The sequence below is a fragment of the Tardiphaga robiniae genome, assembly GCF_001618955.1.
In the GTDB taxonomy this organism is placed as follows: Bacteria; Pseudomonadota; Alphaproteobacteria; order Rhizobiales; family Xanthobacteraceae; genus Tardiphaga; species Tardiphaga robiniae_A.
This window is the reverse complement of the sequence record NZ_LVYV01000034.1, coordinates 311,529-333,759: the sequence shown is the minus strand read 5'-3', so window position 1 is coordinate 333,759 and position 22,231 is coordinate 311,529. Positions and strand designations below refer to the sequence as shown.

Here is a 22,231-nt window from a genome sequence, read left to right as displayed (position 1 = left end):
TGTCGCTGGCGGAGGCCGGCGCCGCGCCTAGCTGTCGTCCGAGCGAACCGACGAAGGATGCCGGCACAAAGGCGTCACGCTGACGCGCATGAAGGGAAAGAGCGGCAATGTCGACAGAATGTCGTGCAGCGCCTCATTGCTCGCCACATCGAAGATGCTGACATTGGCGTAACGTCCGGCGATCCGCCAAAGATGGCGCCATTCGCCTGTCTTTTGCAGCTCCTGCGCGCGTTCACGCTCGGTCTTTTTCAGTTGCTCAACCACCTCGGGGGCGAGACCGAGCGGGATCTGAACGTCCATTTCCACTTGAAAAAGCATCCATCAAACTCCTGTTGTTGCGCCGGCCGGCTGAATGCGCGGCGCGTAGCCATCGCGGCGGAAGAATGCGACGCGGTCCATATCCAGTTCGACGCCGATGCCGGGCGCCGTCGGCACCTGCAACACGAAGTCGCCATAGCGGAGCGGCGTCGCTAGGATTTCCTCGGTCAGAAGCAGCGGGCCGAACAATTCGGTGCCCCATGCGAGTTTTGGCAGCACGGAGAACACCTGGGCCGATGCAGCGGTGCCGACACCGCCTTCCAGCATCGTGCCGCCATACAGGCCGATCCCCGCGGCATCGCCGATCGCAGCCATCTTCACCGCATCGTACAGACCGCCGGCCTGATTGATCTTCAGGGCGAACACGTCGGCAGCGCCCCGCGAAGCAACATCGAACGCATCCGTCGTGCCATGCAGTGCCTCATCGGCCATGATGGGTACGGCATAGCGACCGGCAAGGCGGGCCTGAGCCCCGCGATTGTCGCGCGACAAAGGCTGCTCGATGAGGTCCACGCCGGCCGCCTCCAGCGCGGGAATGCCGCGCCGTGCGTCGGGTTCGCTCCAGGCCTGGTTGACGTCGACCCGCACGCTGGCGCGATCTCCGAGGGCGCGCTTGATGGCCGCCACATGCGCCACGTCATCCTCCACGGACCGCAGGCCGATCTTCAGCTTGAAGATATTGTGGCGGCGCGCATCGAGCATCCGCTCGGCCTCCTCGATGTCGCGCGTGGTATCGCCGCTGGCCAGTGTCCAGGCGACCGGCAAGGTGTCGTGCTGGCGCCCGCCCAGCAACTCCGACACCGGCAGGCCCAGGCGCTTGCCGAGCGCGTCCAGCAGCGCTGTCTCGACCGCGCATTTGGCGAAGCGGTTGCCCTTCACCCGTCGCTTCACGTCGGTCATGAGCGCGGCGACGCGCGACGCATCCATGCCGATGATGGCCGGAGCGATGTAGGTGTCGACGGTCAGCTTGATGCCCTCGGGGCTCTCCTCGCCGTAGCTGAGGCCACCGATGGTCGTGCCCTCCCCGATGCCGACCGTTCCGTCGGAGCAGCGGATCATGACCAGAACCAGGGTCTGGCTGTTCATCGTATGCATCGACAGCCGATGGGGGCGGATCGTCGGCACATCGATCAGGATAGTCTCGACCCCGTCGACGCGGACTGCCACACTGGTGCTCATGAAGGACGTTTTCCTGTTGTCCATGGGTGGGCCTCGAACAGATCGCCGATAGCTTTCCGGCGCCCCGTCGCTTTGCCATCTGCTATCGTGCTACTTCTTGATCAGCGGGCAGCGTGACGCCGAGAGTGGCTGGAACGCGTCGTCGCCGGAGACCGTCGCAAGCAGCTTGTAGTCGTCCCAGCGCGCCTTCGATTCCGACGGCTTCTTCACTTCGAACAGGTACATGTCGTGCACCATGCGGCCGTCCTCGCGGATCCGGCCATTCTTCGCAAACATGTCGTTGATCGGCGTTTCCTTCATGACCTTCATCACGGCCGCTGCATCAGTGGTACCTGCCTTCTTCACCGCGTTCAGGTAGGTCGTGACGGAGGAATAGACGCCGGCCTGCGCCGACGTCGGCGCGCGCTTGGTCCGCTCCATGAAACGCTTCGCGAATGCGCGCGTTTCATCGTTGAGATCCCAATAGAACGCTTCGGCCAGCAACAGGCCCTGCGCGGTTTCAAGTCCGACGCTGTCGATATCGGAAATGAAGGCCAGCAAAGGCGACAGCTTCTGCCCGGACTGGGTCAGGCCGAACTCGGCGGCCTGCTTGATCGCATTGATGGTATCGCCGCCCGCATTGGCGAGGCCGATCACGCTGGCCTTGGTGCTCTGCGCCTGGAGCAAAAATGACGAAAAATCCGAAGTGTTGATCGGGTGCTTCACGCTGCCGACAACCTTGCCGCCCGCCTTGGTGACAACGTTCGAGGTGTCGCGCTCCAGTTCCTGGCCGAACGCGTAGTCGGCCGTGAGGAAGAACCAGCTATTGAGGCCGCGCTTCACCGTGGCGAGGCCGGTGACGCTGGCCAGTGCGTAGGTGTCATAGGTGTAGTGGACGATGTAGGGACCGCACGCCTCGTTGGTCAGCCTCACCGCGCCGGGACCATTGAACATGATGATCTTGCCGCGCGTCCTGGCCATTTCCGCCGCAGCAAGCGCCGTGGCGGAGCCAGCCACATCGACAATGGCCTCGACATTCTGGTTGTCGATCATTTCACGGGTGAAGTTCGCGGCCAGGTCGGATTTGTTGAGATGGTCGGCAACCACGATCTGGACCTTGCGCCCAAGAACCTCGCCGCCGAAATCCTCGACGGCCATCTTCGCTGCAGTCTCGCTGCCCGGCCCCGTAATGTCGGCAAAGAGGCCGGACATGTCGAGGACGGCGCCCAGTTTCAGCGGCCCGGTGTTCTGTGCCATGGCCGAGGTGGCGACGAGCATGACGGATGCCGTCAGGCCTGAGAGTAACTTCTTCACATCATTCTCCATGAGCGCCCTCAGCATGAGCGCTCGTCTATCGCTTGCTATTCGTTAGTGATCGATCGCGGTGTGTGTCAGACGTCCGTCGTCACTGGCTGCCGCGGATGCCTGCGGTGTCGACGATCTGCTTCCATTTGGCGCTCTCCTGCGCCAGATGCGTAGCGAGTTCCTGGGGCGACGACGCGATGACGCGCCCGCTGACATCGGCGAAACGCTTCTGCACATCGGGATCTGCCAGAACCTTGCGGATATCGCCGCTGATGCGCTCCGCCAGCGCCGGTGGCATCTGCCCAGGACCAAAAATGGCCCACCAGTTGGCGAGCTCGAAGCCCGGCAGACCGGATTCGCTGATCGTCGGCACGTCAGGCAGTGCGGCGATGCGCTCCTTCGTGGTGACGGCAATGGCGCGGAGGCTGCCACCCTGCACCTGCGGAAGCGCTGTCGAGGCGTTGTCGAACATCAGGTCGATCCGGCCAGCCATCAGATCCGTCAGGGCCGGCGATGAACCGCGATAGGGAACGTGGGTCATCTCGACATTGGCCTTTTGCCGGAAGACTTCCGCCGCCAGATGCAGGGAGGAACCGACGCCGGCAGAGCCATAGGTGGCGCCACCCGATGCCGCCTTTTCCTTCGCAAAGGCGATCAGATCCTTGACGTTCTTGATCCGCGATGAGGGCGGCACCAGCACCACGTTCGGCGTCTCGAGCGCCAGCGTCAGCGGTGTCAGATCCTTCACCGGATCGTAGGGCATCGACTTGAAAAGCCAAGGATTGACGGCCACGGCGATCGACGCGAGCACCAGCGTATAGCCATCGGGGGCACTCTTGGCGGCAGCGTTGATGCCGATATTCGATCCGGCCCCGCCCCTGTTCTCGACGACGACCTGTTGGCCCCAGGTCTGGCTGAGCTTTTCCGCGATCGTGCGGCCGATGATGTCGGCGGCTCCGCCGGCTGCGAAGGGGACGATCAACTGGACCGGCTTGGTCGGATATTCCTGCGCCGTCGCACGGTTTGCGCCCATGGCGATACAGCAAGCCGCCACCGCGGTGTGGGTCGCCCGGGCAAATAAGGTGCGTCGTGACAGCATGAAAGAGCCTCCCAGTCGGTTCTTATGTTTCGACGGCCACACAAAAAGCGTGCCGGCCAGGTCCGATATTGACAAACACTGGCACGGGACGCGTGATAGGCCAACACAGTCAAAACTATAGATGCGATAGAAGATTGTAATCGGCTATGGACCCCAGACGTCTCGGCTATTTTCTGGCAATCGCGACCCACAAGCGCATGGCGAAGGCTGCGGAAGCCCTCGGCGTCGCCCAGCCGACGCTGTCGCAGCAGATACGCGCCCTCGAGCAGGACCTCGGCACCGTTCTGTTCAACCGAACGCCCCAGGGCATGCAACTGACCGAGACAGGACATGCACTGCGCGAACACGCGCAACGTCTGATGGTTCAGACCGACGCTGCGCGCACCGCGATAGCCGAGCTGGAGGGCGGCATGGCCGGCACACTTCGTGTCGGCGTCATCTACACCTACAGCACGACATTCCTGCCGAAGATCATCGGCAGCTTCGGCGAAAAATACCCTGAGGTTCGGCTCAGCGTGGAGGTCGGCTCCGCAAACGATGTCGAGCGACGCATCCTGTCCGGGGATCTCGATCTCGCGATTGCTTTCGCGCCCCCCCAGCACGCGGAATTGGGCGTCGATCTGTTATTCGAGGAGCGGCTCGTCCTGGTGCTTGCGAAGTCGCAAAATCAGTCACGGCAACAATCGATCACGCTGCAGGCGCTCGCCCAACGTCCGCTGGCACTTTTGACCCCCGCCTTTGCGACCCGCCGCATTCTCGACCAGTCGCTGCCACCGGATACAAAGCTCGACGTGCGCGTGGAGATGAACTCGGTCGAGGCCTTGATCGAACTCGCGAAATCGGGAGGGCTGCCGACGGTTCTTGCCGACCGAAGCCTGAACGCCCGAAAAGACCTTGCGATCATTCCGATCGGACCTCCGTGGATACGCCGTTCCGGAGCCTTGCTGTGGGATGCCCATCGCTACCAGACGGCGGCCGCGCGTGCTTTCATGGCGATCGCCCGCAAGACGACCAAAAGCGCACAGACCACGCGCGCGTCATAGCGAATAACAGTGAACATCGGCATTACCAGAGGAGCGCTGGCTGACGGCGCCGCGCGCGTAGATGCGATCAGGCTGCTCAGCGTCCCAAGCGGGCAATGGCCAGGAACGTCCTACCACCAGCCGGTTTGGGGCTGGCGCTGATACGGCGCGACCCTGCGGCGAGCCTGCACGGGCGCGGGGTCCGCATTCCAGCGCTGGAAGAACGAGCCAAAGCCATCGCCATCCGCATCGTCGCTGCTCGCCATGAGATCGGCAGGTGGCGTCGGCTTGCGCGTGATGAAGCCACCTTGCGGCTGGTTGCTGAGGACCGCGACGAATTCGGTGCGATAGTTGGTTTCGCTGCTGAGCGGCTCGTCGGAGATCACGATCGACGAGCGTGGCAGTGCAGTCGCCGCGATTCGGTCGAGCACCTCCTGCGGAATGGCGATGCGGTCGAGGGCTGCCTTCGCGCTATCGCCTTCGTCGATCGTGACGGCGCTCCAGCGCAAGCCAGCGTCGCTCCGCGCCATTGCGGTGAACACATGCGTGCCGATCGGCCTGCCGGGATCGCGGATCGTGACAGGAACTTCGATGCTTGAATCGAACACCTCGCCGCCGCCGTCCGGCGCCGGCTTGTGCGTATTGCGCCGAACGTAAAGCATCTGCGTCTCGCGGCTGATATAGATCGAGACCGGCTCAAGCGCGAGTTTCGCATCGCTCGCTGCCTTGGCGGTGGCGACCTTTTTGGTCTCGGCCGCCTTGGCAGCGTCCTTTGCGGCGGCGGCAGCATCGAGCTTCGACGCCGTATCGGCCTTTGCGGTTTCGAATTGCGCACCTAGCTCCGCGGCTCTGGCGGCAGCCTTTTGCTTCAATTCCTCAGCCCGTGCGTTGCCCTCGTCGGTCTTTGCCGCAACGACGGCCTTGTCGGCGGATGCAAGCTCGGCATCGGAGCGCGCCTTTAGCGATTGCAGCTTGCGCAGGGCCGCCGGCAGCGGCTTCGTCTCGCGCGCCGAAGTCGCTGCGAGCTTCTTCGCCACGTCGGCAGCCGCAGCGGCCTCCGCAGCCTCACGGGCGACCACCTCGACACGGCCGGGAGCAGCGGCGATGGCTTCCGCCTTTGGCATCAGAAGCGCCGGATGGGAAAACTCGACGGGCGCCGCGTCAATCGGCGAGATGATCACCCGCATCCCGATCCGCGTCTTGTCGAACAACCTGTCCGCGAAGCCGTAGGGCATCCGCACGCAGCCGTGCGATGCGGCATAGCCGGGCAGCGGCCCGCCATGCAATGCAACGCCGTTCCATGTGATCCGCTGCATGTTCGGCATGGCAGCATCGTCATACATGTTGGAGCGATGGTCCTTGTTCTTCTCAAGGACCGCAAAGACGCCTGCCGGCGTCTCGCGACCGGACACCCCGGTCGAGACCGGTGCGCGCGTGATCCAGCCATCGGCGTCGTAGAACGTGACCTGCTGGCTCTTGATCGACACGATCGCCATCATCGGCTCGCCTGCTTCGCGCGGCGCAGTCGCCTCGACGGCGCGGGCGGGACGCGCCTGCTTTGCGGCGGCTCCGGCCGCCGGAGCGGCCACCGCGATCACCGCTGCCAACACCACGACGGGAGATATCCAGTGCCGCATTCCGGCGTTGGGTTGCGCCGTCGCCAATCGATTTGCCATTCAGTGCCCCGGTCAAATGCCTTCCGATCGCGAATCGTACAGGCGTTTGATTGCGATTGTATCAATTCGCCGCCGCTTCGCTTGCCCGATATCTCGTTGACGCGGCGAGCGCGGCGAAAGTTCATTCGTAGCCGACAAACGGCGCCGGACAAAGGTGGCTCACTGCCACACCCGGCACGTGGTCGACTGCGAAATCTGGACAAAACAGCGGTTGGGGCCGGAGTTCAAAATGAGCCCAATGCGGAGCCCATGGCAATCACGGCGGCAAGAGCGACAACCGAGCTCACGATGCCGACCATCACAATGTCGAGATAACTTTGGCGATGCGTCAGGCCGCAGATCGCGAGCAGGCTGACGACAGCACCATTGTGAGGGAGAATGTCCAGGGTGCCGGAGCCGATCACAGCTACGCGGTGTAGCAATCCGGGATCGATCCCCTCCCGCGTAGCAACGTCCATATAGGTCTGACCGAGTGCATCAAGCGCGATTGTCAGTCCGCCGGATGCCGAACCTGTCAACGCCGCGAGCAGGTTCGTGGAAACGGCCAACGACACCAGCGGCCCTCCCTTAATGTCCAGCGCCCAGTCCCGCACCATGTCAAATGCAGGCAGCGATGCGATGACAGCGCCAAAGCCAACGAGGCTCGCGACAGTCAGCGCTGGCAGCACGGATGCATTGGCCCCGGCATCCATCGTCTGTCGCAGCGCAGGCAGTCGCGTCCAGTTGCAGATGACGACTGTCGCGGTCGCTCCTGCGAGCGCGACGACAACGGACCACACGCCGGCAACGGCAGATAGAGACGTGCTGCCCCAGCGCTGCTCGGCCAGGAAGGAGACATCAAGCCGGGGCAGGACGACGAGCGACATCACGAGATTGACGACGACAACGACAACCAGGGGAAGAACGGCATTGACGATAGGCACTTCCGCTTCGCTGCGATGCCCATGGGATATTTCGGCCGGGTCGAATTCGCGCGCCGTCGTAGCACGCCCGCGCAAGCGCTCGTCATCGGCAGCGGCGCTGGTCGCGATCGACAATTCTTCGCCATAACCTTCATTCGCTTGTCGTGCCGCCTTCTCGGCGCGAAGCAACCACCACAGTCCAATACCCAGCATGATCAATGACGCGATCATGCCGAGGCCCGGCGCAGCGAAGGGCGTGGTGCCAAAGAAGGGCATGGGTATCGCATTCTGAATCGATGGCGTACCCGGCAAGGCTGACATGGTGAAAGTCGATGTTCCGAGAATCACCGTCGCTGGCACGAGGCGGCGCGGAATCCCCGCGGCGCGAAACAGCGACTGGGCCATCGGAACGATCACAAAAAATGCGACGAAAAGGCTGACGCCACCATAGGTGACCAATGCCCCCGAGAGCACCACGGCGAGGATGACCCGGCGTTCGCCAAGGCGGCGGGTGATGAAGGTCGCGACCGCAGTGACCGCGCCGCTGTCGTCCATCAGTTTCCCGAATACGGCGCCGAGCAGAAAGATGGGAAAGAACTGAGCGAGAAACTGGGCTGCGCTGCCCATGAAGGTCTGCGTCCAATTGGCAAGCAATGGCTCTCTGCCGAAAGCCGACGCAACCAGTGCGGAGAGCGGAGCAAGCAGCAGAACACTCCAGCCCCGGAAAGCCAGCCAGATGAGAAGACCAAGCCCGACGAGAATGCCGAGAAGCCCCATGACGTCAGCACTCCGCCAACAGGATGTCGAGATCGGCCGTCGAACGCTCGCCAAGATCGGCGCCATGCGCGTCGAGAAAATCACCGGCCGCTTGCCGCCCCTCGTCGCGCAGCTTGGATACGAAGGCCCATTCGGCGTTGAGCTTGGATGATGCGGCGAAAGTCGCGAGCAGATCGCTCTTGATCCGGTGCGTCTTCATGTGAGCCCATCGGGCGCCTTCCCCGGTGCCGGGATCCGCCACCTGACGAAGCAGCGCAATCATCCGCAGTTCCTTTGCCAGCGGCGAGTTGAATGAAATTTCATTGAGACGGTTGAGAATGTCCGCAGCCGTGCGCGGCTCCTCCAGTCGCTCGGTCGGATTGATCTGCACGACGATGGTGTCCTGCGCATCTGTCTCGCGAACAAGCGGCGTGATCGTGGGGTTGCCCGCGTAGCCCCCGTCCCAATAGGCTTCGCCTTCAATCTCGATCGCGCGGAACATCGTTGGCAGGCACGCCGACGCAAGCAGCACATCCGCGGTGATCTCGGCGTTACGGAAAATTCGCCCGCGACCTGTTCGTACCCGCGTGGCCGTTACGAAGAGCTTGATCGGCGCACCGGCAAGACGCTCGAAATCGATGCTCTCGGCCAGTATCTCGCGCAACGGATTGTAGCCGAGCGGATTGAGATCATAAGGCGACAGAACTCGCGACATCAGATCGGCGAAGAGATAGGCCGGAGAAGTGTCGAGCGACCAGCGTCCCATGAGGCGGTCGAGGGGGGAGCGTTGAAACGGACTGAAGGCCGCCGCCCGCGAAACGCGTCGCCAGTATTTGTCCAGGGCCTCGCGTGCTCCGTCGGCACCGCCGGCAGTCCAACCGTCCGCCAGAACGGCAGCACTCATCGCTCCTGCCGATGTTCCGGATATGCCGGCAATTTGCAGCCACGGCTCCTCAAGCAGCCGATCGAGGACACCCCACGTGAATGCGCCATGCGAGCCTCCACCCTGGAGCGCCAAATCCACGAGCACCTGACTTCGGTTCATCATGCAGCTTCTCCAACTGCCGAGACACGCTGGTAGCCAACCGTCGAGCACTTCAGAAACCACGCGCCGCAATAGACGTGGCCATAATAGACTTGGAAAGTCCGCTTCAGGTCGCTTTCGACCGAGCCTTACGACCTTTGCGTGCTATTTGATGCCCACCTCGCTCCAAAAGCAACCCGCCGGGCCTGACCGGAAACATCGTGCTGGATCCGACAATCGCACGCGGCGACCTGCAGAAGGGCCTTGGCAGATATCAGGCCATCGCCCCGTAAATGAGGCCAACGGCGGTGCTGAAAATTTGAGCCGCACCGATGGCACAGCTTCGGGCAAAGGATGATTACGGCGTCAGGAGCTTGTTGTACTTCGCCACATCGCGCGTCACCAGTTGCTGCAGCACCTGCGGCGCATGCTCATCGGCATCGGGCGCCACAGTCGACAAATCGCGGAAACGCTTCTTCACCAGATCGCTTTCAACCGACGCACGTGCCGCCGCGTTGAGTTTGGCGATGATTTCCGGCGGCGTGCCCTTCGGCGCGAACAGGCCATTCCAGCCCTGCGCCTCGAATTCGGGCAGTCCTGCTTCTGCCGAGGTCGGCAGATCAGGCAGCGTCGCCAGCCGTACCGTCGAGCCGACCACGATGCCCTTCACCAGCTTGTCGTCGATGGCCTGCGAGACGGAGGCCGCTGAATCGCAGACGCCGTCGATCTGGCCACCGATGGCATCGGTCAGCGCGGGCGCCGCGCCGCGATAGCCGACCAGCGTTACGTCGATGCCGGCGGCCTGCACGAAGCTCTTGCAGATCAGGTAATTCGAGGAGCCGATCCCGGCATGGCCGAGATTGACCTTACCGGGATTGGCTTTGGCATAGGCGATGAAGCCCTTGAGATCACTCGCCGGGAAATCCTTGCGCAGCGCCACGACGCCGAAGGTCTTGGCCACCATGCCGATGGAGGCAAAGGAGTCCGGCGTGAAGGACAGTTTTGGATAGATCATGTAGGTCGCCGCACTGGTGCCGGCATTGCCGATGGCGATGGTGTAACCATCCGGCGTAGACCGCGCAGCACGGGCCAGCGCGGTGGAGCCGCCCGCGCCGACCACGTTTTCGATGATGATGGTCTGGCCCAGCGTCGCCGCCATCTGCTCGGCCACCGCGCGCGCAATCACGTCCGACGTGCCGCCGGCCGCGAAGGGCACGATCATGGTGATGGGGCGCTTGGGATAATCATCGGCGGATGCCGACACACACGTCCCCAGCACGAGCGCAAGCGTTGCGGCGAGCTTCGACAGCCGCGCCACAGCGGCGATCACGCAGCGCGCTCCAGATGCTCGACAAGACCAGCAAACAACCCGCGGCCGTCGGTGCAGCCCATGATGTCTTCGACGTGATTTTCCGGATGCGGCATCATGCCGAGCACGTTGCCCTTCTCGCTGACGATGCCGGCAATCGATGCGGCGGCGCCATTGATGTTATGCATGTCGCCAACCTCGCCGTTCGGCGAGCAATAGCGATAGAGAACGCGGCCATCGCCTTCGAGGCGCTTCAGCGTTTCGGCATCGGCGGTATAGTTACCCTCGCCGTGGGCGATCGGCACGCGGATCACCTGACCGGCATTGTAGCCACGGGTAAACGCCGTGTCGGATCGTTCGACGCGCAGATGCACGTCGTGGCACAGGAATTTCAGCTTGGCGTTGCGCATCAGGATGCCCGGCAAGAGGCCGGATTCGCACAGGATCTGAAAGCCATTGCAGACGCCCATCACGAGGCCGCCGTCAGCCGCGAACGCCCGCACCGCATCCATCACAGGCGAGCGTGCCGCGATGGCGCCGCAGCGCAGATAATCGCCATAGGAAAAGCCGCCGGGCACCACAACGAGATCGGTGCCTTTCGGCAGCGAGGTCTCGGCGTGCCAGACCATCGTGGACTCCTGCCCCGATGCCAGTTTGAGCGCCCGCGCCATATCGCGTTCGCGGTTGATTCCTGGGAAGACGAGGACGGCTGATTTCATTACGGCTAACCTGGCTCAGAGCACTTCGACGCGATAGTTCTCGATCACCGTATTCGCCAGCAGCTTGTCGGCGGCGGCCTTCAGCGCCTCTTCGGCTTTCGCCTTGTCGGCGCCGGCGAGTTCGATGTCGAACACCTTGCCCTGCCGCACAGAGGCAATGCCATCGACGCCGAGCGACTTCAGCGCGCCTTCGATGGCCTTGCCCTGCGGGTCAAGGATGCCGTTCTTCAATGTAACCGTAACACGCGCTTTCACGTCGATTCCTCAGCTCTTGACCAATACCGGACCGGTGCCCATCGGGCGTTCGTTTTCGGCCAGGATACCGAGACGCTTGGCGACCTCGGTATAGGCCTCCAGCACGCCACCGAGATCCCTGCGGAAACGATCCTTGTCCAGCTTCTCGTTCGACTTGATATCCCACAGCCGGCATGAGTCGGGCGAGATCTCGTCGGCGACGATGATGCGCATCATGTCGTTCTCGAACAGCCGGCCGCATTCCATCTTGAAATCGACCAGACGGATGCCGATACCGAGAAACAGACCCGTGAGGAAGTCGTTGACGCGGATGGCGAGCGCCATGATGTCATCGATTTCCTGCGGGGTGGCCCAGCCGAACGCCGTGATGTGCTCTTCCGAGACCATCGGGTCGTTGAGCTGGTCGTTCTTGTAATAGAACTCGATGATCGAGCGCGGCAGCTGGGTGCCTTCCTCGATGCCGAGGCGCTGCGACAGCGAACCCGCCGCCACGTTCCGCACCACCACTTCCAGCGGCACGATCTCGACTTCGCGAATCAGCTGCTCGCGCATGTTGAGCCGGCGGATGAAATGGGTCGGCACGCCGATGTCGTTCAGATGCTGGAACAGGTATTCCGAAATCCGGTTATTGAGGACGCCTTTGCCCTCGATCACCTGGTGTTTCTTGGCATTGAACGCGGTCGCGTCGTCCTTGAAGTGCTGGATCAGGGTGCCGGGCTCCGGGCCTTCATACAGGACCTTGCCCTTGCCTTCATAAATGCGACGTCGACGGCTCATGGGGATGTACCGGGTGTTGTTGAAATCCATGGATGTGGTGTGCTCCGAATAACGGGGTCGACCCACGACGGAGCTGCCGTGAAGGCCAGGAACGGGAATCAGTACGGGAAACAGAACGAGAACCGGGCCTGCCGGCAACCTACCCGATCAGCCCCGGCGTTACAATCGACCCGGCCCGTCCGGCGGGGGTTTACCCCAACCTCGCACAAGCCTTGCCGGATACCGTTCCGCCTGCGACCTTGCGGCCGATTGTTCCAACGGTATCTCGACCTTATTTAAGCTCCGAACCGCCGTTTACAACGCCGGCCTGACCGCCCACCAACCCCGACGGGAACCTTAACCATGTCATCATTCGACAAGCGCGGCGACGCCTTCGAGAACAAGTTTGCGCTCGATGAAAGCCAGAAATTCAAGGCCGAGGCCCGCCGCAACAAGCTGCTGGGTCTGTGGGTCGCCGAACAGCTCGGCAAGTCCGGCGATGAGGCCGCCGCCTATGCCAAGGAAGTCGTCGCCGCCGATTTCGAGGAAGCCGGCGACGGCGACGTGGTGCGCAAGGTCCTCGCCGATCTCGGTGCCAAGGGCGTCGCGATCACCGAGCCACAGCTGCGCGTGAAGATGGATCAGCTGACCGCTGAGGCCGTCGCACAGGTGAAGGCCGGAACCTGACATCCACAGCTTTGAGTTGCAGCGAGACGCCTCGCTGCGACTCATGACGTTTCACGGAGCCGCGCATCGTATGATGGCGCGGCTCTTGTCTTTTGAAACGTTCCAGACTCGCAGAGTCTCACTGAAGATCCCGAATTGCGATCTGCAAATTCTGAAACGGAGTCGCACAGCGTGCCGATGACGGCTCGCATGCACGTGCTACAAATTGCTCAAAGTGCACGTCGATTGTTCAATTGTGACAACATCCGATCTTTGACTGCATCATCGAAGACACACCACGCTGCCAATAGCTTTGCTTTAGAGCTATTCAAACCCGGATTCGAAGTTTTCATCCCAAGCCACTGCTAGATCGCTTTCACCACATTTCTCGAACGTGAAAGCGACACAAAGTGACGACGGACAACCATTGCAATCTCGACAGCAACGCACGCAGCATCTTCAGAGTGCGCCGCGCGTATTGGTTGATCGGCGCGACGTTCCTGCTGGGCGATTATGCGACCGGGGCCTCGATCGCCAATGCACAGACGAATACGACGCTGCCGCCGGTCACCGTCGAATCGCCGACACAGGCGCGCCGGCCCGCACGTGCTGCGAGCGCCACGCCGAGCCGGGCGCGGGCTGTCGCCGTACGCCGCAATGCCACGCCGCCCCCCGCCCCGCCGACACCGACCGAGCGCGCTATCGCTGCCGCCGCTGCGAAATACGAACAGATCCTCGGCTACCGCGCGATGCCGAGTGGGACCACGCTGCGGTCAGGCCAGCCGCCGCTCAACACGGCCCAGACCGTCAATGTCGTCCCCGAGCAGGTGATCAAGGATCAGTTGCCGCGCAACATCGACGACGCGCTCTCCAATATCAGCGGCATCACCCAGACCAATACGCTGGCCGGTACGCTCGACGCCGTCATTCGCCGCGGCTTCGGCGATAACCGCGACGGCTCGATCATGCGCAACGGCCTGCCGCTGGTGCAAGGCCGGAGCCTCAATCCCGCCGTCGAAAGCGTCGAAGTGCTGAAGGGCCCGGCATCACTTCTGTATGGCATTGTCGATCCCGGCGGCATCGTCAACACCATCAGCAAGCGCCCGGACCTCTATCAGCACGGCTCGGCCACTCTGCTCGGCTCGACCTTCGGTGGCGGCAAGAACGGCGTCGACGGCATCTTCGACATCACCGGACCGATTGGCACCGATGGCCTCGCCTACCGCTTCATTGCCTCCGGCACCAGCGAGGATTATTGGCGGAACTTCGGCACCCGCAAGGACACGCTGATTGCGCCATCCCTGTCCTGGTATGGCGACGACACCACGGTGCATCTGAACTACGAGCACCGCGACTTCTCCTATCCGTTCGACCGCGGCACGTCGCTCGACAGCCGCACTAACACGCCGCTCGCCATTCCGCGGGAGCGCCGTCTCGACGAAGCCTACAACAACATGTGGGGAACGACGGACCTGATGCAGGCCTCGGTCGATCACCGCATCAACAAGAACTGGAAGATCTTCGCCGCCTACAGCTTCAACACCGAAACCTTCAGCGCGAACCAGCTCCGCATCGTCACCGTTAATCCGGTGTCCGGCCTCATCACCCGCAGCAATGACGGCACGCGCAATTCGTTCAGCAATGTCAGCGCCGGCACTTCCTACATGCAGGGCACCGTCTGGACCGGTGGCTTCCGCAACGATGTGGTGTTCGGCGGCGACGCCCAATATCGGACCATCTGGCGACAGGACCTGATCCGGCAGGCCACGCCGAACGTGTTCAACATGTACAATCCAGTCTATGGCCTGCTGTCGCCCGGCACGACGGTGCTCGCGACCGACAGCGACCAGACCGACGCGCTGTCGACGCGCGCACTCTTCCTCCAGGATACGTTCTATCTGACCAACCAGCTCCTGCTGGTTGGCGGCGTGCGCTGGATGGAATACGAGCAGCTTGCCGGCCGCGGGCGAAACCCATTCATTACCAACACCAACCTCGCCGGCGACAAGGTGCTGCCGATCGGCGGCGTGATCTACAAGTTCACCGACGAGGTCTCCTGGTATCTCAGCTACACGGAGTCGCTGAAGCCGACTGCAACAATCAACTTGTTCACCGGTGCTCCCGTCGGTTTCATAGTCGATTCCAACATCCAGCCTGAGGAAGGCGTGCAGTGGGAAACCGGCATCAAGTTCGACATCAACAAGCGGCTGTCGGGCAATGTCGCATTCTACGACATCGACAAGAAGAATGTGCTCGTGTCGATTCCTATCAGCGGCGGCGTGAGTCAGGTGCGCGCGGCCGGCAAGGTGCGCTCACGCGGCTTCGAGGTCGATATCACCGGGCGCCTGACCGACAATATCAGCATGATCGGCAGCTATGGCTATACCGATGCCCGCGTCACCGACGATCCCACATTGATCGGCAAGGCGCTGCAGAACGTCGCGCTCAATACAGCCTCACTGTTCATGGTCTATGACTTCGGCACCATGCTGCCCGGCCGCCTGCGCATCGGCGGCGGTGCGCGCTATGTCAGCGATCGTCCAGGCGATGCCAACAATAGTTTCTACCTGCCATCCTACGTGGTCGCCGATACGTTCGCGAGCTATGAGGTCAAACAGATGGGATTCCCGGTGATCTATCAGTTCAACGTGAAGAACCTCTTCGACCAAACCTACTACCCGTCGGCCGTCAACAATCTGAACGTGGCGATCGGCGATGTGCGCCGGTTCTCGCTGGAAGCGACGGTAAAATTCTGACGATGACCAAACCGCGTCGCGCCACTGCAGGACTGATTGCGCTGGCCGCGACGTGGCTGAGCTTCGGCATGGCCACAAGCCGTGCCGAAGAGATCAATCTCTATTCGACCCGCGAACCACAGCTCGTCGCGCCGTTCATCGCATCCTTTACGGCTGCGACCGGGATCACGGTCAAGCTCACTTATATCGAGGACAATCTCGTCAAGCGCATGCAGGCCGAGGGCGACGCCTCCCCCGCCGACGTGCTGATGACCATCGGCCTCGACAAGACCTCGCAATTTGCGGCGAACGACCTCTCGCAACCGACGGCCTCTGCCCTGCTCGACAAGGCAATCCCGCCGCAGCTGCGCGGCGCGGAGTGGATCGGCCTGTCGGTGCGCCCGCGCGTGGTGGTGGTGCGCAATGACTCACCACAAGGCGCGATCCGCTACGAGGATCTCGCCGATCCCCGTTTTCGCGGCCAGCTCTGCATCCGCTCGCCATTGCATCAGAACAATGTCGCACTGATTGCGGCCTATCTCGTGCACCACGGTGCGGACGCCACGGAAGCCTGGCTGCGCGGCATCAAGGCCAATCTGGCGCATGCGCCGGAAGGCAAGGACAACGACGTCATTCGCCAGCTTGCGGAAGGCCGCTGCAGCATCGGCATCGCCAATACTGTGGCGCTGGCGCAGCTCCGCGATGGCCGCGAGGGCGCGGAGTGGACGACATGGGCGAACAAGGTGAAGACGCTGCCGACGACATTCGCGAGCGACGGCGCACATGTGAACCTCACCGGCGCGGCACTGGCGAAACATGCGCCGCATCGCGCGGCCGCGCTGAAGTTTCTGGAATTCCTGGTGACACCGGCGGTGCAGAAAATCTATGCCGCCGCGGAGCTGGAATATCCGGTGACGGCAGATGCCGAGAGCGCACCGCTGGTGGCAGCGATGGGGGCGTTTCCGAGCGATACGCTTGATATTGATCAGATCGCCGCCAGCCAGAAGGCCGCGATTGCGCTGATCAAGAAGGTTGGTTTCGGGAAGTAAGGCCGAAGCGCGCCGTGATCTTACCCTCCCCCCGCGCGAAGCGAAGCTTCGCTAGGCGGGGAGGGTCGGCGAACGCAGTGAGCCGGGGTGGGGGTGCAACAGACGCTATCGAGCGTGGGGCTCCCCCACCCCGCTCGCTTCGCAAAAGCTCAGCGCGCGACCCTCCCCGCAAGGGGAGGGTAAGAAAGATCACCGCCAGCCCATGCCGGGCGCCACGTGTTTCAGGATCGCCTCGATCACATGCGCATTGTAGTCGACTCCCAGCTGGTTTGGCACCGTCAGCAATAGCGTATCCGCTTCCGCAATCGCCTCGTCGCCCTTGAGCTGTTCGATAAGCTTGTCCGGCTCTGCTGCAAAGCTGCGGCCGAAGATGGCGCGCTCGGTGCCGTGCAGGTAGCCGACCTTGTCCTCGCCCTCATCGCCCCGGCCGAAATAGGCGCGGTCGCGGTCGTCCACCAGCGCGAAGATGCTGCGGCTGACCGAGACGCGCGGGTCACGCGTGTGCCCTGCCGCCTTCCAGGCGTCGCGATAGAGCCGGATCTGCTCGACCTGCTGCACATGAAACGGCTTGCCTGATTCGTCGATCTTCAGCGTCGATGACTGCAGGTTCATGCCCTGCTTGGCCGCCCATTCCGCCGTCGCATTGGTGGAGGCGCCCCACCAGATGCGCTCGCGCAGGCCTTCGCTATGCGGCTCGAGCCGCAGCAGGCCCGGCGGGTTCGGAAACATCGGATTGGGATTGGGCTGCGCAAAGCCCTTGCCTTGAAGGACGTCGAGAAACACCTCGGTGTGCCGCCGCGCCATGTCGGCGTCGCTCGAACCCTCAGGGGGCGCGTAGCCGAAATAGCGGTAGCCGTCGATCACCTGCTCCGGCGAGCCGCGGGATATGCCGAGCTGCAGCCGCCCGCTTGCGATGAGATCCGCGCTGCCGGCGTCCTCCGCCATATAGAGCGGGTTCTCGTAGCGCATGTCGATCACGGCGGTGCCGATCTCGATCTTCTTGGTGCGCGCGCCGACCGCCGCCAGTAGCGGAAACGGTGCGGCGAGCTGGCGCGCGAAATGATGCACCCGGAAATAGGCGCCGTCGGCGCCGAGCTCCTCAGCAGCAACGGCGAGATCGATGGATTGCAGCAGCGCATCGCCCGCCGAGCGCGTCTGTGACGATGCGGACGGGGTCCAGTGGCCGAAGGAGAGAAAGCCGATGTTTTTCATGGGAATGGGTGCTCAAGGGACGGGTTTGCTGAGGACCTATTTAGGCGTGAATTGGGAGGAGAAAAGGGAAACGATGGAAACGCATCGTTTCCGATGAGGCGATCATGTTCGTGGACTGCAGATCCGTGTCCACTTTCGCGCACCCCGACACGACATCACACCGCCCCTCGCCCGCACCCCTTAAACGTGCATCCTGTCACAAATCTTCTATAGGTTGACCAAAACACCGCGTTGGGCGAGCATCAGCGTCACATCGAAAACGGGGGGACAGGGCCATGCGCGTCACAACGTCTGCCGGAGCTTTCGAAGCGAGCGCGATCGCGGGCACACGCGCAATCATGATCGCCCTCAATTGCGACGAGGCCGCGTGCAAGGGGCTGCTGGGATTTGCGTTCCGGCGCGCCAAGGGAGCCGGCAAGCCGGAATTCCTGCGATCGCTGAAGGTGTTCGAAGAGGTCGAGCCAGAGCCCGATACCGAGCACGGAGAGTATTTCACCGACCAATTTCCGATCCAGAGTTTCCTCTGGAGCGACTACACCGCGGACCCCGGCACGACCTATCACTTCGAGGTCATCCCCGTATTTGGCGACCCGACCGCGCCCGAACTGCGCGAGGCCGCGAAGCTCGCCTTCACCGTCACGACGGAGAAGGAGGACGATGGTCAACACGGCATCTGGTTCAACCGCGGCGCCATCGCCAGCCAGGCCTATGCGCGCAAGTTCAAGAACCACAAACCGACCGAAGCGGAGATGGACAATCCGAAGGACGAGCACACGGTCTGGCTCTCGCGCGGCCTGCTGGAGGCCTGCCTGGACTATATCGACACGACGAAGAAGAGCGAGGCGCTGCGCGCCTGCATCTACGAATTCACCTATGCCCCCATCATCGAAGCGTTGAAGGCAAAGATCGATGACGGCTTCGACGTCCGGCTGATCGTGCATGACGACAAGAAGGGCAAGAACCGCAAGGCGATGAAGGCCGCCGGCCTCGACGTCAAGGCAGAGCATAACGGCGAGCCGGTCGTGATCTGGCGCACGCGGCCGCCGATCCCGCACAACAAGTTCATCATCAAGCTCGACGGCGACGCGCCGCAAGAAGTGTGGACCGGCTCAACCAACATCACGCCGTCCGGTTTCCTCGGCCAGTCGAATGTCGGCCACCTCGTCCATGACAGCGACGTCGCCGAACAATATCTGAAATACTGGACGATCCTGAGCGACAACCCGACCGGCAAGCCGGCGAAGGAAGGCGTCGCGGAGATTTCGCCCTACCCGCCTGCCCTCGTGAAGCCGGGATCGCAGACCTGCATCTTCTCGCCGCGCCAGACGGCGTCGATGCTGAACTGGTATGCCGACCGGATGAGCGACGCCACGTCGTCGATCATGTTCACGGCCGCGTTCAATGTCGCCGCCGATTTCATCGAGCCGCTGGCGCGCGACCGCGACTTCCTGCGCTTCGTGCTCAAGGAAAAGCCACCCACCGCCGACGAGCGCAAGGCGCTCAAGGGTGACCGCGACCTGCAGATTTCCTTCGGCGCCGTGCTGGGCGCCGAGTTCAAGGTGGTCGACGGCAAGCTGACCGCCAAGCGCAAGGTGAAGGAATTTCCGCTGGACCGTTGGTTTCTCAAGGAGGAGCTCACCCGCGACGAAGGCAATATCTTCTTCGTCCACACGAAATATCTGCTGATCGATCCCCTGAGCGACGATCCCCTCATCTGCACCGGCTCGGCGAATTTCTCGGAGGGATCGCTGACCACCAACGACGAAAACATGATCCTGATCCGCGGCTCGACCCGCGTGGCGGACATCTACATGACCGAGTTCGACCGCCTGTTCCGGCATTTCTATTTCCGCGACGTCGCCAATGACGTGGCCAGCAAACGCAAGAAAGGCGAGAAGCCGGAAAAGGTGTTCCTCGATCCGGACGACCGATGGACGCAGAGCTATTTCAAGCCCGGCGGATTCAAGTCGCGGCGCCGCGAGATGTTCTTCACGATCCCGGCGTCCAACTGGACCGTCAATGCCGCAACCCATAGCGATGACGAACCGGTGCGTCCGCCAAAGAAGAAGGCAGCGAAGGCCGTAGCGAAGAAGGCGAAGACGAAGACAGCCAAGAAGAAAACAACGAAGAAGACGGCGAAGGCCGCGTCGGCCAAAAAGGCCAAGACCGTCAAATCCAAGAAGGTCGCGAAGGCCAAGACCAAAAAAGCGAAGACCAAAATAGCCAAGACCAAGAAGGCCAAGACCAAAAAGTCAAAACCCAAATCGAAACGTTGAGCACGACAACACGCCGGCGCCCCGTGCCCGGCGCTAGCTCAGCACGCCCGTGCCATCGCGCGGCGCGCCGCCGCGGGTGGCGGCGGCCTTGATGCCCCAGTCGGCCATGAATTTCGGCCGCGGTCTGTCCTGCAGCATGAGCGCGCCGCCGACCAGTGCGCGCGTCGGGATCGCGTCGCGGTCGATCGCGCCTTCGAGGGTCATGGCGAGGTCGCGGGCGAAGACGCGGTTGCCGATGTGCCAGGAATGGGTGAAGTCGCCGAAGAAGGTGCTTTTCTTCGGATCGAGCGTGGCGAAATAGTCCCCGCAATTGACATTGGTGGCTTTCGAATGCGCATCCGCCGGCAGGCCGACGCGGCCCGCGCGCGGCGCCACGCCGAGCCGCTTGGCATTGGAGGCCGCCAGCACGCTGTCATAGGGGTTTGAGTAGTTGGTGAGGCGCAGGATGCGCTTGAACATCGGCCCCGACCAGGAATCATTCACCGAGAGGCTCGACGACGCCACGTCGCCGGCGATGAAGGCGACCTGGCTGACGCGCCAGTTGCTCTTGAACAGCGCGCCGTCCTTCTCCGCCTGCACGAAGGCTTCCATGGCCACATAGGCGCCGGTGGAATGGCCGAGCAGATGGACATTGGTGACGCAGTCCTTCTCCTGCCCCTGCGCCAGCACGGTGATGCAATCGCTCACCAGCTTCACCGCCACTTCGGCGCCCTTGGAGCGGTCCTGCCAATAGGCCAGCGTCTCGTTGTCGCTCGGCCAGTCGAAGCCGATGACGAGGCCCTTCCAGCCCTCGGCCTTGAGATCCTTCGCCAGCTGGCGCTGGCGCTTCATGATGATGTCGAGATCGTTGTTGTAGCCATGGATGAAGACGAGAATGTCGCCGGCCACACTGATCGAATTCTGGTTGGGATCGCCGTCAGCAATATCGCGGACCTCCTTCACCCATTTGGCGAGGTCGGTCTTGCTCGATGTCGCCATCGCCGGCGTCGGGATCGCCACATTGGACGGCACCCGCAGATAGCGGATGGTGCCGACATTCTCGTTGAAGGTAGCGCCCGAGATGCCGCGCGCGGTGATCAGATAATCGACACCTGCCATGAAATCCCCCTGCCGTACCCGCCGGGCATCCCGCCGCATCGCGCCGGCCCCTCTTTGTGAGCTAGGCACGATCGACGTGTGCCAGCCTATCGCGCAATCACAGGTACAGCCAAGTGACCGGATGCGCGCCTCCCACGAAATCGGCGACGACGGACGGCGATGCATCGGACACCGCACGCCCGCTTGCGCAATCCCGCGACTAGGTATATATTCTTTTGCATGACCCATCCTTTCTTCGGCCCCATCATCCGCCTTCGCGTTACGCCCGATGAGCCCGAGGCGCCGGATGCCTTTGCGGGCGGCCCGCGGGTGCGCGGCTCAAAGCGGCCGCATGGGGATGCCAAATGCGCGCAGGTGCGCCGCCTGATCGAGACGACGGTGCTGACCTATGGCGAGATCGCGAAGCAAACCGGCGTCGGCCGCGCCTCGATCTGCCGCTGGACGCGCGACGGCGGCTGGAAGCGCCCGCTCTTCGCGCCCCGCGCCACCGACACCGTGCCCTCCGCCCGCGCCTCGCAGAAACTCAAGCTGCGCAAACTCGCCGAGCGGCTCCACGCGCTGGCGGAGCGCGCCGTGCGCGAGCTGGAAGCGCAGCCCGATGTCGGCATCGACCGTCTGATGCAGGCGCTGCAGGTGCTGAAGATGGCGCGGCTGGAGGCCATGGGCCGCCGGCGCCCGCGCCGTCCTATCGACATGCCCGCGCGCACCGGCCGCGAGATGATGGAGCGCGACGCTGCGATCCGCACCGCGCTGAAGGAGATGCGCCGCGGCGGCGTCGATGTGACACAAATTCCGGACGACGCGATGGCGCTACTGGAAGCGGCGCATACGCCACCGGAGCGGGATCATCCGGCGCTGCGGCCAAGGGGGAGCAGGCGGAGATGATGGCCCCGCCG

General features: G+C 62.9%; 19 protein-coding genes. 6 read left to right on the top strand and 13 right to left on the bottom strand.

Going from position 1 to position 22,231, the window contains the following annotated elements:
* Positions 1-27: 27 nt before the first annotated feature.
* The 4 genes from catC to A4A58_RS21610 all read right to left on the bottom strand — a co-directional run bounded on the left by catC (position 28) and on the right by A4A58_RS21610 (position 3,880).
* Positions 28-318 carry a muconolactone Delta-isomerase gene (gene catC / locus A4A58_RS21625; RefSeq protein ID WP_068735956.1) on the bottom strand — a complete coding sequence of 97 codons (291 nt, stop codon included), beginning with the start codon at positions 316-318 and terminating at the stop codon, positions 28-30.
* A gap of 3 nt (positions 319-321) precedes the next feature.
* Positions 322-1,521 (bottom strand): muconate/chloromuconate family cycloisomerase, encoded by a 1,200-nt coding sequence (locus A4A58_RS21620; protein ID WP_283804902.1) that lies wholly within the window; start codon positions 1,519-1,521, stop codon positions 322-324.
* Between the two features lie 66 nt (positions 1,522-1,587).
* Positions 1,588-2,790 (bottom strand): ABC transporter substrate-binding protein, encoded by a 1,203-nt coding sequence (locus tag A4A58_RS21615; RefSeq protein ID WP_068736299.1) that lies wholly within the window; start codon positions 2,788-2,790, stop codon positions 1,588-1,590.
* A 91-nt stretch (positions 2,791-2,881) separates the two neighbouring features.
* Complete coding sequence (locus A4A58_RS21610; protein WP_081421990.1) at positions 2,882-3,880, bottom strand: Bug family tripartite tricarboxylate transporter substrate binding protein; 999 nt, start codon at positions 3,878-3,880, stop codon at positions 2,882-2,884.
* Positions 3,881-4,026: 146 nt separating this feature from the next.
* Between A4A58_RS21610 and A4A58_RS21605 the strand changes: the two genes are divergently transcribed.
* Positions 4,027-4,923 (top strand): LysR substrate-binding domain-containing protein, encoded by an 897-nt coding sequence (locus tag A4A58_RS21605; protein ID WP_068735952.1) that lies wholly within the window; start codon positions 4,027-4,029, stop codon positions 4,921-4,923.
* 110 nt (positions 4,924-5,033) lie between these two features.
* On the opposite strand, the gene A4A58_RS21600 is transcribed toward A4A58_RS21605, so the two are convergent.
* The 7 genes from A4A58_RS21600 to purC form a co-directional block, all read right to left on the bottom strand.
* Entirely contained in the window at positions 5,034-6,578 is a 1,545-nt protein-coding gene (locus A4A58_RS21600) for a L,D-transpeptidase (protein ID WP_068735950.1), read from the bottom strand.
* A 224-nt stretch (positions 6,579-6,802) separates the two neighbouring features.
* Positions 6,803-8,257 carry a GntP family permease gene (locus A4A58_RS21595; RefSeq protein WP_068735948.1) on the bottom strand — a complete coding sequence of 485 codons (1,455 nt, stop codon included), beginning with the start codon at positions 8,255-8,257 and terminating at the stop codon, positions 6,803-6,805.
* A gap of 4 nt (positions 8,258-8,261) precedes the next feature.
* Positions 8,262-9,281 carry a patatin-like phospholipase family protein gene (locus A4A58_RS21590; RefSeq protein WP_068736297.1) on the bottom strand — a complete coding sequence of 340 codons (1,020 nt, stop codon included), beginning with the start codon at positions 9,279-9,281 and terminating at the stop codon, positions 8,262-8,264.
* Positions 9,282-9,618: 337 nt separating this feature from the next.
* Positions 9,619-10,590 (bottom strand): tripartite tricarboxylate transporter substrate-binding protein, encoded by a 972-nt coding sequence (locus A4A58_RS21585; RefSeq protein ID WP_068735946.1) that lies wholly within the window; start codon positions 10,588-10,590, stop codon positions 9,619-9,621.
* The gene (gene purQ / locus A4A58_RS21580; protein WP_068735944.1) at positions 10,587-11,288 is read right to left on the bottom strand and encodes a phosphoribosylformylglycinamidine synthase subunit PurQ; all 702 of its coding nucleotides are present in this window, start codon (positions 11,286-11,288) and stop codon (positions 10,587-10,589) included. Before purQ ends, A4A58_RS21585 begins: the two co-directional genes overlap by 4 nt.
* 15 nt (positions 11,289-11,303) lie before the next feature.
* On the bottom strand, positions 11,304-11,543 hold the full coding sequence (gene purS / locus A4A58_RS21575) for a phosphoribosylformylglycinamidine synthase subunit PurS (protein ID WP_068735942.1): 240 nt from the start codon (positions 11,541-11,543) through the stop codon (positions 11,304-11,306).
* A gap of 9 nt (positions 11,544-11,552) precedes the next feature.
* Positions 11,553-12,320 (bottom strand): phosphoribosylaminoimidazolesuccinocarboxamide synthase, encoded by a 768-nt coding sequence (gene purC / locus A4A58_RS21570; RefSeq protein ID WP_086937119.1) that lies wholly within the window; start codon positions 12,318-12,320, stop codon positions 11,553-11,555.
* A gap of 342 nt (positions 12,321-12,662) precedes the next feature.
* On the opposite strand from purC, the gene A4A58_RS21565 reads away from it, so the two are divergent.
* From A4A58_RS21565 to A4A58_RS21555, 3 genes are all read left to right on the top strand, one after another.
* Entirely contained in the window at positions 12,663-12,986 is a 324-nt protein-coding gene (locus A4A58_RS21565; protein ID WP_068735938.1) for a DUF1476 domain-containing protein, read from the top strand.
* Between the two features lie 389 nt (positions 12,987-13,375).
* Complete coding sequence (locus A4A58_RS21560) at positions 13,376-15,721, top strand: TonB-dependent siderophore receptor (protein WP_081421989.1); 2,346 nt, start codon at positions 13,376-13,378, stop codon at positions 15,719-15,721.
* Positions 15,722-15,723: 2 nt separating this feature from the next.
* The gene (locus tag A4A58_RS21555) at positions 15,724-16,749 is read left to right on the top strand and encodes an extracellular solute-binding protein (protein WP_068735936.1); all 1,026 of its coding nucleotides are present in this window, start codon (positions 15,724-15,726) and stop codon (positions 16,747-16,749) included.
* A gap of 189 nt (positions 16,750-16,938) precedes the next feature.
* Here A4A58_RS21555 and A4A58_RS21550 read toward each other — a convergent pair whose 3' ends face one another.
* The gene (locus A4A58_RS21550; protein ID WP_068735934.1) at positions 16,939-17,961 is read right to left on the bottom strand and encodes an LLM class flavin-dependent oxidoreductase; all 1,023 of its coding nucleotides are present in this window, start codon (positions 17,959-17,961) and stop codon (positions 16,939-16,941) included.
* Between the two features lie 275 nt (positions 17,962-18,236).
* Between A4A58_RS21550 and A4A58_RS21545 the strand changes: the two genes are divergently transcribed.
* Positions 18,237-20,237: a phospholipase D-like domain-containing protein gene (locus tag A4A58_RS21545; protein WP_068735932.1), complete on the top strand. Its 2,001-nt coding sequence runs from the start codon at positions 18,237-18,239 to the stop codon at positions 20,235-20,237.
* Positions 20,238-20,270: 33 nt separating this feature from the next.
* On the opposite strand, the gene A4A58_RS21540 is transcribed toward A4A58_RS21545, so the two are convergent.
* Positions 20,271-21,335 carry an alpha/beta fold hydrolase gene (locus tag A4A58_RS21540; protein ID WP_068735930.1) on the bottom strand — a complete coding sequence of 355 codons (1,065 nt, stop codon included), beginning with the start codon at positions 21,333-21,335 and terminating at the stop codon, positions 20,271-20,273.
* Positions 21,336-21,554: 219 nt separating this feature from the next.
* On the opposite strand from A4A58_RS21540, the gene A4A58_RS21535 reads away from it, so the two are divergent.
* Positions 21,555-22,220 carry a hypothetical protein gene (locus tag A4A58_RS21535; protein ID WP_068735928.1) on the top strand — a complete coding sequence of 222 codons (666 nt, stop codon included), beginning with the start codon at positions 21,555-21,557 and terminating at the stop codon, positions 22,218-22,220.
* The last annotated feature ends 11 nt before the right edge of the window (positions 22,221-22,231 follow it).

Bases quoted from the DNA above. Each gene is read 5' to 3' on its own strand.
- catC (WP_068735956.1), bottom strand. From the start codon at position 318: ATGCTTTTTCAAGTGGAAATGGACGTTCAGATCCCGCTCGGTCTCGCC.
- A4A58_RS21605 (WP_068735952.1), top strand. From the start codon at position 4,027: ATGGACCCCAGACGTCTCGGCTATTTTCTGGCAATCGCGACCCACAAG.
- A4A58_RS21600 (WP_068735950.1), bottom strand. From the start codon at position 6,578: ATGGCAAATCGATTGGCGACGGCGCAACCCAACGCCGGAATGCGGCAC.
- A4A58_RS21590 (WP_068736297.1), bottom strand. From the start codon at position 9,281: ATGAACCGAAGTCAGGTGCTCGTGGATTTGGCGCTCCAGGGTGGAGGC.
- A4A58_RS21550 (WP_068735934.1), bottom strand. From the start codon at position 17,961: ATGAAAAACATCGGCTTTCTCTCCTTCGGCCACTGGACCCCGTCCGCA.
- A4A58_RS21595 (WP_068735948.1), bottom strand. From the start codon at position 8,257: ATGGGGCTTCTCGGCATTCTCGTCGGGCTTGGTCTTCTCATCTGGCTG.
- A4A58_RS21545 (WP_068735932.1), top strand. From the start codon at position 18,237: ATGCGCGTCACAACGTCTGCCGGAGCTTTCGAAGCGAGCGCGATCGCG.
- purC (WP_086937119.1), bottom strand. From the start codon at position 12,320: ATGAGCCGTCGACGTCGCATTTATGAAGGCAAGGGCAAGGTCCTGTAT.
- A4A58_RS21535 (WP_068735928.1), top strand. From the start codon at position 21,555: ATGACCCATCCTTTCTTCGGCCCCATCATCCGCCTTCGCGTTACGCCC.
- A4A58_RS21620 (WP_283804902.1), bottom strand. From the start codon at position 1,521: ATGGACAACAGGAAAACGTCCTTCATGAGCACCAGTGTGGCAGTCCGC.
- A4A58_RS21610 (WP_081421990.1), bottom strand. From the start codon at position 3,880: ATGCTGTCACGACGCACCTTATTTGCCCGGGCGACCCACACCGCGGTG.
- A4A58_RS21565 (WP_068735938.1), top strand. From the start codon at position 12,663: ATGTCATCATTCGACAAGCGCGGCGACGCCTTCGAGAACAAGTTTGCG.
- A4A58_RS21555 (WP_068735936.1), top strand. From the start codon at position 15,724: ATGACCAAACCGCGTCGCGCCACTGCAGGACTGATTGCGCTGGCCGCG.
- A4A58_RS21540 (WP_068735930.1), bottom strand. From the start codon at position 21,335: ATGGCAGGTGTCGATTATCTGATCACCGCGCGCGGCATCTCGGGCGCT.
- purQ (WP_068735944.1), bottom strand. From the start codon at position 11,288: ATGAAATCAGCCGTCCTCGTCTTCCCAGGAATCAACCGCGAACGCGAT.